Below are 19,463 nucleotides of genomic sequence, written 5' to 3'. Positions count from 1 at the left end.
GCCGACCGCAGTCGCTCAGCAGCCGACGATTGTGCAGCAAGAACCGGTCAAGATTGCGGCCGAATCGCTCAATGTCTTGGGCGGCGGGCCGGAACAATGGACCAGCCCGGAGGGTTTGGCGAGCAGCCTGCAAGTCTTGCTGCTGTTGACCGTGCTAAGTCTAGCGCCGGCCGTATTGTTGATGACCACCTGTTACGTCCGCATCATCATCGTACTCGGACTATTGCGACAAGCGATTGGGCTGCAATCGTTGCCCCCGAGCCAGGTGATGACCAGCATCGCAATGTTCATGACCCTGTTTGTGATGTCACCGGTGTGGACGCGTGTCTACGAAGACGCAGTCAAACCGTACACCGATCCCGACGTCAAAATGTCGATGGAGGAGGCTTACGAAGCCGGATCGATCCCGATTCGTGAATTCATGTCCCGTCAAATTGATGTGGCAGGGAACCATGACGACGTGCATTTATTTTATGGCTACATGGATCCCGATGCACCGTTGCCGAGTACGTTCGAGGAAGTTCCGTTACGGGTGCTGCTACCTGCATTCATCCTGAGTGAGCTGAAGACCGCCTTTCTGATGGGCTTCCAGATTTACTTGCCGTTTTTGATTGTCGACTTGGTGGTGGCCAGTGTGACGATCTCGATGGGGATGCTAATGCTTCCGCCGGCGGTGATCTCGTTGCCCTTCAAGTTGTTACTATTTGTGCTGGTCGACGGATGGCGTTTGGTGGTGCAGATGTTGATGGACAGTTTTGGAACTCTCGTTTAAGGTTTACGTTTGTGATCGACGCTCCCACCGCTGTAGACCTTTGTCGAACCACGCTAATGACGGCGGTGGTGATTGCGGCACCGCTATTGATTGTCGGCATGGGCGCCGGTTTGTTAATCGGTTTGCTTCAAGCGTTGACACAAATCCAAGACCAAACGGTGGCCTTCGTGCCGAAGGTGTTGGCGATGGCCGCGGTGATGATCGCCTGTATGCCATGGCTGATGAGCCGGATGGTGGAGTTCACACGAACCGTATTTGAGAACGCAGGGTCGCCCTAATGGAACCGACTGATTTTCAGTCGCTCGTGCAATGGGCGATCGATCATCTCGTGTTGGGCGTCCTGGTGCTCACTCGATTGAGCACGCTGCTGATCTCGATGCCCGCGATCGGAGTGGGCGTTCCTAAACGAGTTCGCGCGCTGTTGGCGATCGTGATGACCATGTTGCTGTTGCCACCGGTCTCGGCAAACGTCGGCCTTGAATCGTTACCCCGCATCGACAATTTGCTTGAATTAACAATTGCGGTGGCACGCGAAGGGTTGGTTGGATTGTTGATCGGTTCGACGATTCAATTGATTGTCACCGGGCTTCAACTCGCCGGTGAAACCATTACTGGGACCGGCGGGATGCAACTCGGCGATGCCGTCGACCCGACCACGTCAAGCAGCATGCCGACACTCGCTCGTTTGATCGGACTACTTGTCACAGCGGTGATGTTAGGGCTTGGCGGCCATCGCATGATTTTGGAGATTTTGGTCGACAGTTTTGAAGCGATGCCGGCCGGCAAGGTAACGTTCACGGACTCGATGATGACCTTGGTGGTGGATCAAATGACCGCCGGCATGACGGCGGGCATCCGCGTAGCGGCGCCCGTGGTTGCCGCGTTATTGCTTAGCAATGTGTTGACCGGATTGATCAGCCGCACCCTACCTCAAATCAACGTGCTTGCGATCGGATTGAGCATCAATGCATTGGCGTTATTGGTGGTCACCACCCTCACGATCGGCTCGGTGGGGCTGATTTTCGAGAACGAATTGGTGGCGGTGGCAGCAAAAATCAGCCAACTGTGGTAATACGATCCGAATGTCAAACACACTTAGCCTCGTCCCGATCCAGCCGATCCTAAAACAAGCAACTCCTCATCTTATTCTTAATACCGCCTGCGCAGCCGCGGTTGACCATAACCCACCGGAGAAGATTAGGCTTAACAGTAAGATTACGATTAAGAATCAAAAGGAGGCAAAGCCATGAGGCCGTTTCGATTACGAGAAACTGGATATCATCATTCACCTGAAATCATCACCGACACTTAAGTGCACCCGAGTCAAAGCGGCGTGAATCACTGGATCAAAGCCCCCTTTTCCACAAAACCCTCGCTTGTTTACGCATTCGTACAACGTTCGGATTAGACCGGGCGGCTGGCTCCGCTAACGAAGCAAAACCGAACGCACATTTTCGCATCAACTCTTGAGCAGGTAATCGCAAAAGAACATGGCTGACAGCAGTGGTGACAAGAAGCATTCAGCAACCGAGAAGCGGCGTAGGCAAGCGCGCGAACAAGGGCAAGTCGTTCGCAGCCAAGACCTAACCTCCGCGGCGCTGCTGCTCGCTGCACTCGGAGCCCTTTGGATGTTAGGTGGCCCGGCCGCGGAATCCCTTGCTGCGGCGATCACCGAAGCCTTGTCCACGCCAAGGATCACCCCGTTTGGTTCGGAAGATGCCACGCATTGGTTGTTGACCAGCAGCGGTCGGTTGGCGATTGCATCGGTGCCAATGCTGTTGGCGATGTTGGTCGCTGGTGTGCTTGCCAATGTAATGCAAACGGGCCTCTTGATTGCCCCTGAAAAAATCGCTCCGAAGCTGAGCAATATCAGCCCGCTGTCCGGCGCCAAGCGGATTCTCTCGTTGCAAGGCGTGGCGAAAATTGGGTTTGGCACCTTCAAGGTTGCGATCATCAGCGTGGTCGCGTTCTACGCCATGCGCAAGTATCAAGATTCGATCCTCGGACTCGCGGCGCTTTCAGTTCCCCAAATTGCCAGCGCTATGTTCAACGCGCTGATGGGAACCTGTGTTTGGGTCGGCGGCGCGCTGTTCGTCTTAGCGATTCTTGAATACGCTTTCCAGAAATGGAAGAACGAACAAGAGTTGATGATGACTGACCAAGAGATGCGTGACGAGATGAAAGAGACCGAGGGTGATCCGCAGGTCGCCGCGCGGCGACGTCAGGTGCAACGGCAAATGATGATGCAGCGAGTGGGCAATGAAGTCCCCAAGGCCGACGTGGTCGTCACCAACCCCACCGAGCTCGCGATCGCGATCAAGTACGATCCCAGCACCATGCCGGCGCCGATTGTGTTGGCCAAAGGCGCGGGAGTGATTGCCCAAAAAATCCGTCGGCTGGCGCTGGAAAATAGCATCCCCGTCGTGGAGCGAAAACCGTTGGCCCAAGTGCTCTACAAGACGGTCGACGTGGGCGACTCGATCCCTGCTGAACAATACCAAGCGGTGGCCGAAGTGCTCCGTTACGTCTACCAATTGCAGGGCAAGAAAATCCCTCAAGCGACGGCCGCCTAAACGTTTAGGGTGGCGTGTTCCAGGCAAAAGGTCGATAAAGGCCGAGGCCCACTGTCGTTAGAACGTGTCGCCCGCGACCTTTTGGATGGATTCTCCTAAAAACCGTGAACCGTTGACGCGGCACCGCCCCTCTAAGTATGATGATGCCATGAACAACCATCTCGATCTCCTATCGCTGCGACTGCTGCGACGCTTCGGCGGCGGGTGATGATGCTTTGTTTGGCCACTTTTAGGGTGGCAAATTCAAAAACACATGAGACCCGAGTCGCCAAGCGACCCGGGTTTTTTTATTGTTTCGACTCCTAGATCACTTCTTCCAAAGAGGAACCTTAGCGATGCCACAGTCCACTTCGGGCACAGCAGAGACCAGCGAACCAGGCAATGCCTCGAATGCTCGCATGATCCGTATTTTCGATACGACGTTGCGTGATGGCGAGCAATCACCGGGGGCGAGCATGAATCTCGTTGAAAAACTCGAAGTGGCTCAAGCGCTGGCCGATCTGGGAGTGGACATCATCGAAGCGGGCTTCCCGATCGCATCGCCCGGGGACTTTGAAGCGGTCAAACAGATTGCTCAAACGGTTCGTGGCACCACGATTTGCGGCTTGGCTCGGTGTAACGACAAGGATATCGATGCGGCCTGGGAAGCGGTCAAGTACGCCCCGCAAGCACGCATCCATGTGTTCCTTGCCACCAGTGCGATTCACCGTGAATTCAAACTGCGCATGACGACTGACGAGATTGTCGAGCGCGCCATCGCTGGAGTTCGCCGCGCCGCCAATTACTGTGACGACGTCGAGTTTTCCCCCGAGGACGCTTGCCGAACCGAACACGACTTCCTGTGTCGCGTGGTCGAAGCGGCAATCGATGCTGGCGCCACGACCATCAACGTGCCCGACACGGTCGGTTACATCACAGCCAAAGAAATCTTCAACGTCTTTAGCATGCTGCGAGAGCGTGTTCCCAACATCGATAAAGCGGTTTTGAGCACGCATTGCCACGATGACCTCGGCATGGCAGTTTCCAATAGCTTGGCTGCGGTCGAAGCCGGGGCAGGGCAGATTGAATGCACGATCAACGGGATTGGGGAACGCGCCGGCAACGCGGCGTTAGAAGAAGTCGTGATGGCACTGAAAACCCGCCGAGACTTCTATCATTGCGACACCCGAATCGATACGCGGCGATTGGTCCCCGTCAGCCGATTGGTGAGCAAGATGACTGGCATCCAAGTGCAACGCAACAAAGCGATCGTGGGTCGCAATGCGTTTGCTCATGAATCCGGAATCCACCAAGACGGGATGCTCAAAGAACGCAGCACCTATGAGATCATGTCACCCGATGATGTCGGAGTCGCGAAGACCGACTTGGTGCTCGGAAAGCACAGTGGCCGTGCCGCGCTTGCTGATCGCGCCAAGACGTTGGGCTACACGTTGTCAAGCGAACAATTACAAACCGTATTTGATCAATTCAAACGGCTCGCCGACAAAAAGAAAGACATCTACGACGGCGACATCGTCGCGTTGATCCAGCAACAAATCAGCGGCAGCGTCGAGCAAGAATGGGCGTTGGTCGATTACGAAGTCACCAGCGGCACCGCGCGTACCCCTCGCGTTCGCGTGACCCTAAAGCAGGGCGACCGTGAATTCACCGAAGAAGTTGAACAGGGAGATGGTCCCATCGACGCCGCCTTTTGGGCGGTCGAGAAGATGACCGGAATCGAACTGGTCTGTAAAGACTTTCGCGTTCGCAGCGCCACCCTTGGACGCGATGCGATCGGCGAAGTGAATCTCGAAGTCGAGCACAAAGGAAAAAGCTACCGCGGCGTCGGAGCCAGCACCGATAGTGTCGAGAGCACCATCCTTGCCATGCTAAACGCGATCAACCGCATCGTTGCCAAAGACAAATAGGGCACACCGCGTCCCTGCCATGACTCCTTAACGCAACTGCAGAGTTGCCATTGGACAAAAGAGGGGAGGCAAAAAAATGAAAGACAGAAACAGCAAACACTGCCATTTTTTTGTCCTCCTTTTTTTTGCCGGATTCCACACGAACGAGCGTCGCTTAACAGAAAAGCCGCTCTCAAACGAAACGTTCACAACGCCATCCGTTCACCATCCCAGGCAGCATCCCGGGCGCGATCGGTTTCGCGATTCGACGCCGTCCAACGGATAGGTGGCGGAACGACTCGGCCACCTGACTCGCTTGCCTATCGCTGGCGATGCTTCGACTTAGATCGCAACCCCAGCGGGGATAACGTAGCTTAACGCTGCGGTTCTTCGGGCTCTTCGATTTCCGACGTGGGCTCGAACTGAATTTGCTCTTCACTTTCCTGTTCGACAAAGCCGATGCCAAGTTGATCGAGCATGTCTTCGTCATTGGCCTCACTGGCGGGAGCAGGAAAGGTCAACTCGCCCGTCATCGGATCGGGTTGAACTCGCAACGAGTCTTCATCCGGAGCAAACGATTCTTCGCCTCGCAGCAGTCGAATCTCAGGCCCGTTGGCGTCGGAATCGCCATCCGAGGGTGCATCTTCCAACAAGAACTCATCTGAGACCGCGGCATGCGAATCCTCCGCTTGCAATGTCTCCGCATCCCCCGGTACCGCGGGCTGGTCATCGTCACCGAATAAATCGCCGACCGCGAGCGGCTCCGAATCGGCTTCATTGTCGATCGCTTCGAAATCAACCGATTGACGATCTGTCGAAAGATCGTTTAGTTCGACGTCTGCTACATCGACCGTACCAAGCTCATCTTCACTAGGCAGAGGATCGAGTTCATCCTGCTCTTCCGCACTCTCGTCGACCTCGATCGTTTCCAACGCCGCTTCCCCATCGTCCAACACACTCGGTTCGGAATCGACTTGGACCACGCCGATCGCTTCTCCGGTCAAAGCAGCCGAGGACGCAGCGAGTGCGGCATCTGCGAAACCGATCGAGCCAAGATTTTCGGCATCCGCCGAGTCCACTTCGGCAATATCAACAGCGGCCTCGGTGGCATCGACGCCCGTTCGGCTCGGGAAAATCGCTTCGACGTTGCCTCGGAGCACCTTGTAGCCAAGTTCAATCGCTTGCTCCTCGCTCCAGCCATTAAAGCCAACGAAGTGTTCGGCCAGAATGTTTGCCAAAATGTTGCGGTACATGTCGAACTTCGGCCACACAAACTCCAACTTGTACGCGTCGCTGTAGTAGGCGATCTGTTTGGTTTGCGGAACCGCTTCCAACCGCACCGCCGCGTCACGATGAATGAACGATGGCGTGTTGCTATACCACCAATGTCCATTGGTGATCACGTTGGGAAAGATCCATGCGTAACTGACGAGCTCTTGATTGGTGACACTTGCCAACACCGAAACAGGAAACTTGACATCCGGAAACGCATTGAACAACTCGCGATATTGGATCAACGAGACGCGTGAATCGTACAGATCCTGGCCCTGAAAAACCCCTTCGGCATAGACGCCACGATTAACACCGATCATCAAATCAAAGGGCAATCCAAACTCGTCACAAAGTTCGGCGAGCATCCAAAACACTGCGCGTGAAAGCGCCGTGACGTGCGACGACTCTACCGCTTCGCCGTGGCGGAGCACCGCGTTGAGTGCATTGGACGCGCGGCCTTCGTTGACCATCGTGGGCTCGAACCATGGCGGCAATGAAATCGCACAGGCTCGCGCACCGTTTGCCGTGAAGTGCAAAAACAGTTGCCGAATCGCATCGCGAAGACTGCCCAACGAACCGTTCAGCGAAACCCCACTGGAACGCTGCAACCGTTCTTGAACGTCGCGTTGGTGCAACTTGAAAACCAAGTCATCGGTGCGCAGGCAGGGGATGTAGGTGTTGGTGTCGAATCCACTCAGATCGTCATCAAAGTCATTTGTCAAGAAAACCGCTTCGACGTTGCTTTGGTCCAACACCGACTGGGACCACTGAGCCGATGCCATCGAACGCTCGGCAGCGTCGTAGAGCGATTCCCAATTGGAGGTGTCGATGCGATCCGCTTGGAAGCCAAAAAATTTCTTACAAATCTCGACGAGCCAACGGTACTGAGACGTGTTCTCTAGGGGGGCAAGATTGTGGACCAAACGCCGCACCAACTCGTGAGGCGAAATCCCTGGCTCTTCAATTTCACGCTTGGGCATCCCTGAGGAATGCGCTAGTTCGGTGTAGTAGTGGTAGCCGAGCAAATCCGCAAGTGTCCGCGACGCCGGTGCATGGGGATTGATATGGGTGTGAGGATCGATCAATCGAATCGATGCAATGGCCTGATAAATGGACTCTCGGGCTGGATGGGACATGACTCTCGGGCGCCGGCGGGAAGAGGTAATAACGGGTGGGTTCTCGAAGGCCTCTAGCATAACTTGTTCAAGGACGAGTCGTCTTGCCCAAATCCTTGTCACCGCACACGATTTTGCATTCTGCAAAGGAGTGTCGCAGGAGAAAATACGAGCGCGGCCTCACCACCTACCGACGGTCGAGAGGCGGCGGGACGCAATTTCACGTCCCCCCCGGCGACGGAAAACCGAAAATCCCAAACGCCACCTTCCCGGCGACACCCTCTTCTCAAAAACACCGCCCCCGCAGATCCGCTGTATTCGCTAAAACCGGCGGTTTTTAAACAACGTTTCCCCAGTTGATCGGCGAATTCCTCGACTCACGCGATAAAAAGCATTTCACGCTCAGACAACCTCTACTCTACAATGAGATCGCTGATGTCAGGGCAAGTTTGTCACCACGGTTTCGATACCACGGTGATGAAAGGCAAGTTCTCGGTGCGTTCGGAGTCCGTCTACTCATGTTTCCAACTGATCCTCCACCATCGTCCCCTGCGAGCGATGTGCCCGATTCACGTCAACCCGATTCACGTCAAGTTGCCGAACCGGGGCGGCCCCATACGCGTTTTGATGGCGTCCATCACAATGAGGCCAAAATCCATCTGATGCGGAACCAAGAACCATCCCCCCCCGGAAAACGGGTCTCCGAAACGAATGGCTCCGCGCCCGACGCCTCGGTTTCCGATCCGTCTCCGGTCGAGGTAACCCTGGTACGACTAAAAGTGCCTTGCTCAACGCCACTTATAACGCCCCCGCTGGAACCAACCCCCGCCACAGGCCACGCCGGCCACCCCAGCCGGATGCTGCATCCCCCAACGCTCACCCCTCCTCCCATGCCATTGCGACCGCAAGCACGGGGCGAGCAGGCATCGGTTCTTTGCGAAGCCGAGTCCGTTGAGGACTCGCGCGGCAACGAAGAGTCGCGTGACCACAAAATTGCCAACCGAAAAACGCTGCGTCATCCCGACCCATTGCTGCAAAGTTTGATGCTGTTGGCAACGATGGCCTTGATGTTGGCCGCCGCTCGATTCGCGGTTCCCCAGATCGTCGAAGAGGTCCGTTACGCATGGCACCGTGGCGAATTACGTGCCGAATACGACACGGGCAACGAGGGGCTAAAGAACGTTTCACTCGATGCACTCAGCGATGCCTATCAAATGGTCACCGCCGCAGTCGGCCCGAGCGTGGTGCATATCGAAGTCAAACGTCGCCCTCTCGATCCGCTGGCAACGACCACCCATTTCCGCCGCAGCGAAGTGCTGACGACCTCGGACCAGGGCAGTGGAGTGATCGTGGACGAGGCCGGGTTCATCGTGACCAACCGTCACGTGATTGCTGATGGCCAAGACATCACCGTAACCCTCAGCGATGGACGACGCACCGCAGCGGTCCTCGTTGGCGCCGACCCGCTGACCGATCTGGCGGTATTGAAAGTCAACTCCGACCGATTATTACCGATCCAATGGGGCGATAGCGACCGCTGCCGCGTCGGTTCGCCCGTATGGGCGATCGGCAGCCCGTTTGGACTCGACCGCACCGTTACGTTCGGGATTTTAAGCGGAAAACACCGCATGGTCCGCGCCAGCACTCAGTACCAAGATTTCATGCAAAGCGATGTGGCGGTGAACCCTGGCAACAGCGGCGGACCTCTGGTCGACGCACGCGGCAGACTGGTCGGCATCAACACGGCGATTGTGGGGGAGACTTACCAGGGCGTCAGCTTTTCGATCCCTAGCAATGTTGCCCAGCAAATCTACGAACGCTTGAAGGCAACCGGCCGCGTTGAACGAGGATGGCTGGGAGTCGGGTTGGCCGATGTCGACGATAGCCAACTCATTGGCGACGACGCACGCGTCCGTGGGGCCATGATTTCGGGCATGGCGGATACCAATTCCCCTGCCGCGAATGCGGGTTTGCGCAAAGGCGACCTGATCCTTCGTGTCGATAATCAACCGATTAGCGACCGCGGTCACCTGATGCGAGTCATTGGCAATGCGCTTGCCGATACGGTGGTGAAGGTGGAGATCTATCGCGACAGCCACAAAGAGATCATCCCCGTGCGACTGGGAAGCCGCCCCGATTTCCAGCCCTTTTAAGCGCGAACTCCGTGCTGTGAAAGAACGCCTTGCGGAGGCCAAGAGTGGAACCTGGGGCCTCACCGCCCCCCGCATGAGCCGCGAGCATCAACACGGCCGATCCCCACCGCAAATCCCCCCACTCGATACGTAAATCACCGTCGTTTCTCTTTCACTTGCACGATTGCACAATTAAGTCCGCGGGCTAGGATGGACCTAGCCAACTGGTAAACCGAAAAAACAGATCGTTTCAACACTCTAAATACACTCTCGAATGAAATATTCATTGAAGTCCCTTCACCAATCCAGCTCGCTTGGCCTCGTGCTTGTCCTCTCTTTAACCTGGGTTGCCACGTTGGCTGACGCCGCGAAGGCAGCAGCAGCAGATCAAACCGTGCTGGGGATTGCCAGTGAAAAGCCCGCTACAGGTCCAGCGGTCGAAGTCGAAGGGGGATTTATGGTTCCCTATTCGATGACGATCCCCGGGACCGATCTCAAAATTGAAATGATCCCAGTTCCTGGCGGCTCGTTCATGATGGGCAGCCCCGAACAGGAAGAGGAGCGTGCTGACGACGAAGGTCCTCAATTCAAAGTCAACGTGGATCCGATGTGGGTGGCAAAGACGGAGGTCAATTGGGCTCAGTACAAAGAGTTCATGAAGCTCTACAACGTGTTCAAGGAATTCGAGCGAAACGGCGTTCGCCCGGTCGACGACTCCAATAAAGCGGATGCCATCACCGCACCGACCCAGTTGTACGAACCAAGCTTTACTTACGAATACGGCGAGCGACCCGAACAACCGGCCGTCACGATGACCCAATATGCAGCCCAACAATTCACCAAATGGTTGAGCCGTGTTTCCGGACAACAGTATCGATTGCCCACCGAAGCGGAATGGGAATATGCTGCCCGCGGAGGCAAAGCGACCGCATTTAGCTGGGGTGATTCCGCCGACGACATCGATGATTACGCGTGGTATTACGACAACGCTGATGACGGGCAAATGGCGGTGGGAACGAAGAAACCCAACGCATTCGGGCTGTACGACATGCACGGCAACGTCGCTGAATGGACCGTCAACCAACATACCGAAGATGGCTACAAATCCTTTGCTGACAAGGCCCCCATCAATGCCATTGATGTTGTTAAATGGCCCGTCACGTCGTCACCCTGTGTGGTGCGAGGCGGCAGCTGGGAAATGGACCCGCACCAACTTCGCAGCGCAGCACGCTTGGCATCGGACGACATCGAATGGAAGGACGCTGACCCTAACTTCCCCAAAAGCCCTTGGTGGTTGACGGACGATCCTGCTCGCGGAGTCGGCTTTCGCTTGTTCCGGTCGTACAAACCGCTGGATAAGGAAACGATTACAAAGTTTTGGGAGCCTACGTCCGAAGAAGTCCTTATGGACGTGGAATCACGTGTGATGGAAGGTCGCGGCGGCTACGGTTTGGTCGACGAAAAACTTCACGACGTCATTCAGTCCTCCCAGAAGTAATCGCGAACCGGGTAATGGCTGGATCGGGGATGGCTGCTCGATGGGACAGTGCCCGCGGGTGGGCATACACAAATCCGCTCGGATGGACCACAATGCAGTCTGCGACTCCACCGAAACGTGAACCGCAGGCTCCATCGACGCCGCAAAGACGCCGTCCAACCCTCCGGATCGTCATTAACAGTCCCCCCGCGTCGCGTTCCCTCTCGCGACCACCGGGGGCGAGGCCAGCGGGGGGAAAGGCAGGCGAGGGCGAGGCAAGGACGCGTCATTGAGCTGCCCCGGATCCACCCACGCTTTAAACTCATGTCGTTTTAGTCAATTCACATTCTTATTTAACCATTTGAGAAGTCACTTCCGTGTACGAAACCCTTGCTCTCGTTGGCGCCACCGGTGCAGTCGGTCGCATTGTCCTTGAACAACTCGCGCAACGTGAACTTCCGTTCAAGCGACTGAAACTATTGGCGTCGGCGCGTTCGGTGGGCAAGGAAGTCCATTTTCGTGGCGAAACGATTAAGGTCGAACTACTCGAACCGGGCGCGTTCAAAGACATCGATCTTGTCATCGCCAGCACCCCGGACGAAGTCTCTGCGGAATTCGCATCGTGGGCTGTCGATGCCGGATCGGTCGTAGTCGACGAGAGCGGCTATTGGCGGATGGACCCCAAGGTGCCACTCGTTGTCCCCGAGGTGAACCCCGACGCGGTCGATCATCATCACGGCATCATCGCCAGTCCGAATTGCAGCACCACTCAGATGGTTGTCGCGCTTGCACCGCTCCACCGTGCCGCGCGCGTTCGCCGCGTCGTCGTCAGCACGTATCAAGCGACCAGCGGAGCGGGGCTTGCCGGCAACGAAGAACTTAACGACAGCATCCGTAGCGCCCTGGTCGGTCAAACGCATCCTCCGAAAACGTTTCAACATCCGATCGGCTTCAACCTGATTCCTCAAATTGGCTCGGAAAAGCACGAAGGCTATACGAGCGAAGAGATGAAGATGGTCTACGAGACCCGCAAGATCCTGGGCGACGAGGAGATGCAAATCTGTCCGACCTGTGTGCGTGTTCCCGTTGCCAGCGGACATAGCGAATCCATCTTGGTCGAAACCGAACGCCCTCTTTCGATCGAAGAAGCCAAAGAATTGCTCGGCCAAGGCGAAGGAATCACGATCGTCGATGACCTTTCCAATGGAAAGTACCCCATGCCGCGTGATTGCGATGGCAAGGACGATGTCTTTATCGGCCGCATTCGCAAAGACATCAGCGGCGGCAATGGAATCGCGTTCTGGTGCGTCAGCGACAACCTTCGCAAAGGGGCCGCCACCAATGCGGTCCAGATCGCTGAATTGATGATCAAACGCTCGGCGATGAAAACGTCCTAGTGTCCGTCGACGCAGCGCCGGTCGATGCAGTGCCCGTCGATACAGAACGGGCGTTTAAACTGACCCTTGCCTACGATGGCACCGATTTCTCCGGTTGGCAAATCCAACCGAACAAACCGACCATCCAAGGCATGCTCGAACGTGCGCTCGTCAAACTGACTCGCCAACGAGTCCATGTGACGGGCAGCGGTCGGACCGACGCAGGCGTGCACGCATTAGCCCAAGTCGCGAGCCTGCGGACGCCAAATTGGCGGGCCAGCGCTGCGGATCTGGTCAACGCCATGAATGTCAATCTACCGCCCACGATCGTGGTCATCGACGCGGTCGACGCACCACATGACTTTCACGCCATTCGTGACGCGATCGGGAAACGCTATCGCTACCAATTACAAATTGGGGGCCTGCGAGATGTGATTGACTATCGCTATCGATGGCACGTTCACCATGCGATCAACATCGACGCGGTCAGCGAAGCCGCGAAACGATTTGTCGGAAAACATGACTTCGCCAGTTTCCAAGCGATCGGAAGTCCACGTAAGTCAACGGTTCGCAACGTCACCGCTTGCGAAGTCATTCGAGAACCGGCGGTGGACCATCGAGGCGAATTGGTTTCGATTGAAATCGAAGCCGACGGGTTCCTGTACAACATGGTCCGCAACATTGCTGGCACTTTGATCGAGGTGGGGCGGGGCAAGTATCCGCCGCAACACATCGACGAGGTGATCGCCGCGAAAGATCGCGATGCTGCCGGCCCCACCGCTCCCCCTCAAGCGTTATTTCTCAAACGAGTCGACTATCGACCGTTTCCTTGACCGGCTGTTTCCTTGACCGCCGCGTGGAGCCACATTGACGCGAGATTTCTCCCGCTTCCACCGTCGCTCGTGCGAAAATTCCCCAAGGGATTGAACCTCGATCGGTTCCTGCGACAATACCACGTTGCCCTTGTTCCAATGGGCCCGTGCTCTGTGATTCAGAGCGAGTTCGTGCCGAAGTCCGCCCCATGTCACTCTTACTGCTAGTCGACGGATACAACGTCATAGCGCCCGTTGCCGCTCCTGGAAGACCTGGAAACCTCACGTCTGCTCACTCGACGGCAAGCAACTCACGGTGGCTTCAAGCCGAACGCAACCGGCTAGTCTCTCGACTCTGCGATCATCTTCCCGAAAACGTTCGCAAACGCACCTGTGTCGTGTTTGACGCCCGCTGTCCGCCAGACAATGCGGTCAGCCAATATGAGGTTTCTGGAATCGACATTCGCTTTGCGGTCGACGATCCAGAAGCCGACGATTTGATTGAGCGGCTGATCAGCGAGCACTCGGCGCCCAAGCAATTAGCCGTCGTCTCGTCCGATCATCGTTTGCAAGACGCCGCGAAACGGCGAGGTGCGATACCATTTGACGCCGCTCCGTGGTTGGATGATCTACTCGAAGATCATCCTCATCTAGCGATCGAGATTTCCGACGGGGCAGGGCAGGGCGGCAGCATCAACCGCACCGGCAAACCCAAAGGCAAAGTAACAAGCGAGGAAGTCGAGCACTGGATGCGCGAGTTTGGCTTCGAAGAATAGAGTCACGGCGAGCTTCCCGCGGGCTACGCTGATACAGACACGGGTAGTTCGCCCCCAGTTGGATTCCCGATCATGTCGAACTTCACTCGATTCCTATCCGATTCACTGCCGGGATACCGGCGCGTGGCCCGACTGCCAAAGCAGTTGTTCGCAATCAATCCGTTTGAGGGCGATTGCCTGCCGACGCGGGTGCGATTGTTTCATCCTGGATCGGGACGCCCTTCGTTGCCGTTTCCGCATCGCTGGAATTTCCATGATCCGGTCCGGATTCTCGAAAGCTATTTCCATGGTGCAGACGACGAACAGGGACCAGGCCGCCATAACCGCTACTTAGATATTCCCGGTTTTGCTCCTGTCTTGGTGACGCGAGACCCAGGAATCATTCGGGCCATCGCCACCGCTACCGGCGATCGCGAGGGACAATTCGACCGCGACACACTCCCATCAGTTGGAATTGCGCGAGCGACCGGCAAGGACACCTTGCTGTTTGCAAACGGGGCCGAGTGGAAGAAGCAACGCAAGATTGCGGCCTGCCCATTCGGTAAAACAACACTGTATCAACCCGAACAATTTTGCGAGTTCGCCGAGACATTTCGCACCACCGTCGAGCAGCGGATCGAGCTACTGCGGCAACACTTATCCAACAGCGGCCAAGAAACGGTAGAAATCCGCTTGGAACCCGAAGTCAAAGTGGTGATGTTGGAGATGCTGACCAACAATTTTTTTGGTGCCGAGATTTCCTATGACGAACTGAGTAACCGATATGTGCCCGCATTAGAACGAGTGATCGACCATATCGTGTCCGACACCGTCAAGAACAAGCTTGGCATTCCGTGGCGTAAATTGCCTGGGTTGAGCAAACGAATCGCTCAGGCGAAGCGAGACGATGCAGCGTTTGATGAGTTGACGCAATGCGTGCTGGCCCCGCGAGCCGAGAACAAGGCGTTGTGGAAGCAGTTCAAATCCGATGCACCTGACGCGAAGCTGCTCAGCAATCTGAAGGTCTTCTTGGCTGGGGCACTCGAAGCGACCACGTCGTATGCAACCTGGGCGATCTCGCACCTCGCCCGCAACCCGGCAGCACAAGAGAAAGTGTTCCAACAGGTCAAAGACATTGATGTCTACACGCCCGAGTCGTTGGCCAGTGCGACCTACCTACGCGACGTGTTGAATGAGACTCTCCGGCTGACACCCTCGCTGTATTTCTTGCCTCGCCGCGCCACGCGTGACACCTGGGTGACCACCGCCGATGGGCGTAAAATGTTTATTCCAAGTGGAACGCACATTCTGTTAGATGTGTGGCACGCGAATCGACACGAAGACCACTGGGGTGTTGTCGCCGCCGGATATCCCGCCTGCGAATTCGCCCCCCAGCGCTGGGACCATTTAGCTGGGGCGGGGCGAGCGACGAAGGACATCCTGCATTTTGGTTTTGGTCATGGCCCCCGAGTCTGTCCTGGAAAACATCTAGGCGAACTCGAAGTCGGCTTGGTCGTGGGCGCGTTCGTCAAAACGTTCCAATTCCAAGCTGAAAACCCAGCGAATCCAGCCCGCGCAGGCGTCTCCACCAAACCCGCCGACGGCACCTTGGTGCGGATGTCGCTGCGCTGAAACAATTTATAAATTTCAATTGTCAATTGAAAAAGGAGGCCGCCTAAAGCACCTCGGCTCGTTTTTCTCCGGCGCGGCGACCGGGATTGCCGTAGCGGTGGTAGTCGTGCGAGATCGATTGTTCGTCGAGATAACGCAAACATTCCACCGACCCTTCGACGAGCACCGGCTCGCGAATCACGGTCACAAAATGCTCGGCACACGCCTCGTCGATCTCACTCGTCTTCGTCGAACCAAGCAACCGTAGCCGGCCGACGTCGCCTTCCGCAATTCGCTCCACCAAATCGGAGGACGACTCCTCGATCGGATTCACCAGGCCGGGGAATTCATCGGCAATCATCTCGAGCAAGTCTTGGATCGCATCCGACACCTCGGGATCGATCGATAACGTCACTTGTGTCTTGACCGCAATCGCGGCCGACAACGCAATCCAAATATCCGAAATCGAATCACTCGCTGCAAAACGAAGATTCATCGCCTGCGTCGGCCGGTACCGGCGAATGTTGTCTTGCCCGATCAGACGGAAGGTGTCGTGATCATTGGAAAACTCATTTTCCACCGCGACTCGTTGCGTCGCTGCCGCCGCTTGAATCCGAGTTGCGGCAACATCATCGACCACCGCCTCCCCTTCGGCCCATTCCAACAACGAACTCAAGCGGTCCAATTCGTCAGATCCGAACGTCTCGCGAGATCCCAGCGTAACCGTTGATTTCCCATCGGTGACCTGCATGAGCGGCAGCACGTAGTGCGGCCCACCTGCTTTGACGCCCGGTCCATAGGCACTCAAACCGACGCCACCAAACGGTTGCCGCAGCACAATCGCTCCGGTCGTGGGACGATTGATGTACAGGTTGCCGGCGTGAACCGAATCTCGCCACAACGTGATCTCGCGGTCATCCAAACTCTCCAGCCCGCTGGTCAAGCCATAGCCCGTCGAACGCACGATCTCAATCGCCTCTTCCAACCGCGAGAACCGCATCACCCCAAGGACCGGGCCGAACAGTTCGGTTAGATGCGTGAAACTTCCCGGCCGAATATTCCATTTGACTCCCGGTCGATACAAATTCGGGTTGTCGACGATGTGCTCGGGAATCACCAACCATGACTCGTCATCCTCAAGCGATTTCAGCCCCTGATTTAATTCCGCTTGCGGTGGTTTGATCAGCGGCCCCATCTTTGTCGACAAATCCCAACTCGAACCGACACGGATGCTCGAGACAGCATCGGCTAACATCTCGCGAAACGTTTTGTCCTCAAACACGTCGTTTTCGAGTAACAACAGTGACGTCGCACTGCATTTTTGGCCGCTGTGTCCAAACGCAGACTGGACGACATGTTTTACCGCCAAGTCACGGTCGGCCATCGAGGTAACGATCGTGGCGTTCTTGCCACCGGTTTCCGCCAACAGGTGCAAATCGTTTCGCACCGAAAGCATGCGTTTCGCGGTCGAGGTGCCGCCCGTCAAAATCACGGTTTCAATTTGCGGATTCTTGACGAGTCCCGCTTCGGCGGTTCGTCCGTCGCACGGCACGAATTGCAACACGTCTTTGGGAACTCCGGCATCCCAGAACGCTTGACATAAATGCCACGCGACCAGCACGGTCTCGGAGGCAGGTTTCAGCAGCACACAATTCCCAGCAGCCAGCGCCGCGGCAATCCCACCGGCTGGAATCGCCAAGGGGAAATTCCAGGGCGTGACGACCGCCACGGTGCCACGTGGCTCGAGCTTGACGCTGGATTGCCGATGCCAATGATCGACCGTCAGCGGATAGAACTCGCAAAAATCGATTGCTTCGCTGACTTCGGGGTCGGCCTCGAGCACTGTTTTTCCGCCATCGGCGACCATCGTCGCGATCAAATCGCCACGTCGAATCCGCAACTTCTGAGCTACCGCACGCAGCAAGTCATGACGATATTGGACGCTCGTTCGCCCCCATTCGGCCTGAACCGCCGAGGCGGTTTGCACCGCGGCCTCGACGTCCGCCAATGTTGGCACCGAGTAGCGACACACCACCACACCAGGGCGTGACGGATCGGTCGACTCGCGAATCTCACCACTGCCGGTCGAAAGGGTGTCGCAGCGATCTTTCCACTGGTTCAATACCGATTCGATCCACTCTGCGTTATGCGGTAACGACCAATCGGTATCGGGGTCGTTCACAAATTGAGTCCAGTGCTCCGCCACCGCCGGCTGTTCCGGTCGCACACGTCGATCTTGCGTCCGACGCGACGTATGAGACACGGTGTCAATGATGGCCATCGAATCCTTGAAACCTTGGGCCAGCATCGCAAACTCTTCGCTATCGGGCTTCAACCGATAAGTATGTCGCAAGAAGTTTTCCGGCCCCGTGTTCTCATCCAATCGCCGGATCAAATAGGCGATCGCATTGATGAAGCTGTCTTGAAAACAGGCGGGTGCGTAGAGCACCATTTTATTGTCACGCTCGGAGATCGCACGACGTTGATGGTTCGCCATTCCCTCGAGCATTTCAAATTGAATGTTCTCCGTCGCGTTACAATCGGCTGACCAAAGCAGCGCCAAAGCAACATCGAACAAGTTGTGTGACGCCACGCCAACGCGGATGACTCCCTCGGCAGCCCCATCGATCAACTGTCGCAGCATCGACTTGAAATTTGCATCGGTTTCCACTTTGGATCGATACGGAGCTTGCGGCCAACCTTGGATCGAAGCGTCAACGCGTTCCATTTCCAGATTCGCGCCTTTGACTAAGCGGATCGTCAACGGTTGGCCCCCTTGAGCGACGCGTTGACGCGACCAATCGATCAACCGCATCATCACGTCGTAGGAGTCCGGCACGTAGGCTTGCAGTGCGATTCCCGCTGATACGTTTAGCATCGATTCGCGATCGAGTGCATTGCACAAGATGTCCGCGGTCAAATAGAGATCACGGTACTCTTCCATATCCAAGTAGACGAACTTGCTTTGTTTCGTCATCGGGTCGGCCTTGTTCATCGCGATTCGGTAGAGTGCCTCGAGCCGATCGGCGACTTTATCGATCGAGTGTCGCCGGGCGATCGGAGAGATCTGGCTGTACAGCGTCGAAATTTTGACCGACAAACATTTCAGATCATTCATCCGCAGCGCTTCATAACATTGATCGACTCGCCGACGAGCTTCCTGTTCGCCCAAGATCGCCTCGCCGAGCAAGTTGACGTTCATGTGCATGCCATGCGTTTGGCGATTGCGAAGATGCTCGCCCAACAGCTTCGACTCCGCTGGCAAAATCACATTCGCGGTCTCACGCCGCATTTTTTCTTTGACCAACGGCACCGCGACGCCGGGCAGGTACTCGCCAAACGACTGGAACCCTTTCAACATCGCTTGTTCGACGGGGCTGAAAAACCGCGGGATCCCCTGGACGTCCAACAGGTGAGTCAATTGGTCCGCCACCCGAGCGGGCGAATGGGTGCGAAAGGCTTGGTCGGTCATTTCGACGAGTGTCGCCTTGTCCTCGGCGTGCCCGATCATGCGATCGAGCTCGGCTTGTTGACGCCGCTCTTGCGGCGTTTGTAACTTGCTCGCCTCGCTCAATAGCTCCGCTGCGAGCGAAATTGCTCGCATTGCATCCGACGATACGTCTTGTGAAGAACCCCGTGACATTGGCACGCCTCCTAAATTGTTGGCTACTAAGTCTCGTCA

General features: G+C 56.3%; 14 protein-coding genes. 12 read left to right on the top strand and 2 right to left on the bottom strand.

Translation table 11 applies throughout. The features are described from left to right. The first annotated feature begins 28 nt into the window (after positions 1 to 28). The 6 genes from fliP (at position 29) to Pla52o_RS01385 (ending at position 5,252) form a co-directional block, all read left to right on the top strand. Positions 29 to 772 (top strand): flagellar type III secretion system pore protein FliP, encoded by a 744-nt coding sequence (gene fliP, locus Pla52o_RS01405; RefSeq protein WP_231612094.1) that lies wholly within the window; start codon positions 29 to 31, stop codon positions 770 to 772. Between the two features lie 14 nt (positions 773 to 786). Continuing rightward, entirely contained in the window at positions 787 to 1,050 is a 264-nt protein-coding gene (locus Pla52o_RS01400; RefSeq protein ID WP_390620834.1) for a flagellar biosynthetic protein FliQ, read from the top strand. Then, positions 1,050 to 1,844 (top strand): flagellar biosynthetic protein FliR, encoded by a 795-nt coding sequence (locus Pla52o_RS01395; protein ID WP_146592800.1) that lies wholly within the window; start codon positions 1,050 to 1,052, stop codon positions 1,842 to 1,844. Before Pla52o_RS01400 ends, Pla52o_RS01395 begins: the two co-directional genes overlap by 1 nt. 418 nt (positions 1,845 to 2,262) lie before the next feature. Beyond that, positions 2,263 to 3,345, top strand: coding sequence for a flagellar biosynthesis protein FlhB (flhB, locus tag Pla52o_RS01390; RefSeq protein WP_146592799.1), 1,083 nt, complete (start codon positions 2,263 to 2,265; stop codon positions 3,343 to 3,345). 85 nt (positions 3,346 to 3,430) lie between these two features. Further along, positions 3,431 to 3,553, top strand: a complete 123-nt coding sequence (locus Pla52o_RS27630; RefSeq protein ID WP_261343330.1) for a hypothetical protein — start codon at positions 3,431 to 3,433, stop codon at positions 3,551 to 3,553. A gap of 127 nt (positions 3,554 to 3,680) precedes the next feature. Next, positions 3,681 to 5,252: a 2-isopropylmalate synthase gene (locus tag Pla52o_RS01385; protein WP_146592798.1), complete on the top strand. Its 1,572-nt coding sequence runs from the start codon at positions 3,681 to 3,683 to the stop codon at positions 5,250 to 5,252. Positions 5,253 to 5,605: 353 nt separating this feature from the next. Here Pla52o_RS01385 and Pla52o_RS01380 read toward each other — a convergent pair whose 3' ends face one another. Then, positions 5,606 to 7,639: a glucuronate isomerase gene (locus Pla52o_RS01380; RefSeq protein WP_146592797.1), complete on the bottom strand. Its 2,034-nt coding sequence runs from the start codon at positions 7,637 to 7,639 to the stop codon at positions 5,606 to 5,608. 497 nt (positions 7,640 to 8,136) lie between these two features. Here Pla52o_RS01380 and Pla52o_RS01375 point away from each other — a divergent pair, with 497 nt between their 5' ends. The 6 genes from Pla52o_RS01375 to Pla52o_RS01350 all read left to right on the top strand — a co-directional run bounded on the left by Pla52o_RS01375 (position 8,137) and on the right by Pla52o_RS01350 (position 15,802). Continuing rightward, positions 8,137 to 9,771 carry a S1C family serine protease gene (locus Pla52o_RS01375; protein ID WP_231612005.1) on the top strand — a complete coding sequence of 545 codons (1,635 nt, stop codon included), beginning with the start codon at positions 8,137 to 8,139 and terminating at the stop codon, positions 9,769 to 9,771. Between the two features lie 253 nt (positions 9,772 to 10,024). Beyond that, on the top strand, positions 10,025 to 11,248 hold the full coding sequence (locus Pla52o_RS01370) for a formylglycine-generating enzyme family protein (RefSeq protein WP_146592795.1): 1,224 nt from the start codon (positions 10,025 to 10,027) through the stop codon (positions 11,246 to 11,248). A gap of 356 nt (positions 11,249 to 11,604) precedes the next feature. Further along, on the top strand, positions 11,605 to 12,624 hold the full coding sequence (locus tag Pla52o_RS01365; protein WP_146592794.1) for an aspartate-semialdehyde dehydrogenase: 1,020 nt from the start codon (positions 11,605 to 11,607) through the stop codon (positions 12,622 to 12,624). Beyond that, positions 12,624 to 13,436, top strand: a complete 813-nt coding sequence (truA, locus tag Pla52o_RS01360) for a tRNA pseudouridine(38-40) synthase TruA (protein ID WP_231612004.1) — start codon at positions 12,624 to 12,626, stop codon at positions 13,434 to 13,436. Before Pla52o_RS01365 ends, truA begins: the two co-directional genes overlap by 1 nt. A gap of 188 nt (positions 13,437 to 13,624) precedes the next feature. Next, positions 13,625 to 14,191 (top strand): NYN domain-containing protein, encoded by a 567-nt coding sequence (locus tag Pla52o_RS01355; RefSeq protein WP_146592793.1) that lies wholly within the window; start codon positions 13,625 to 13,627, stop codon positions 14,189 to 14,191. Positions 14,192 to 14,263: 72 nt separating this feature from the next. Beyond that, positions 14,264 to 15,802 carry a cytochrome P450 gene (locus Pla52o_RS01350; RefSeq protein ID WP_146592792.1) on the top strand — a complete coding sequence of 513 codons (1,539 nt, stop codon included), beginning with the start codon at positions 14,264 to 14,266 and terminating at the stop codon, positions 15,800 to 15,802. A 43-nt stretch (positions 15,803 to 15,845) separates the two neighbouring features. Here Pla52o_RS01350 and Pla52o_RS01345 read toward each other — a convergent pair whose 3' ends face one another. Next, positions 15,846 to 19,424, bottom strand: coding sequence for a bifunctional proline dehydrogenase/L-glutamate gamma-semialdehyde dehydrogenase (locus Pla52o_RS01345; protein WP_146592791.1), 3,579 nt, complete (start codon positions 19,422 to 19,424; stop codon positions 15,846 to 15,848). Between the last annotated feature and the right edge of the window lie 39 nt (positions 19,425 to 19,463).

The sequence above is a fragment of the Novipirellula galeiformis genome, assembly GCF_007860095.1.
GTDB classification, from domain to species: domain Bacteria; phylum Planctomycetota; class Planctomycetia; order Pirellulales; family Pirellulaceae; genus Novipirellula; species Novipirellula galeiformis.
Note: the sequence above shows the minus strand (reverse complement) of the source record. Positions and strands in the feature narration are given on the sequence as shown.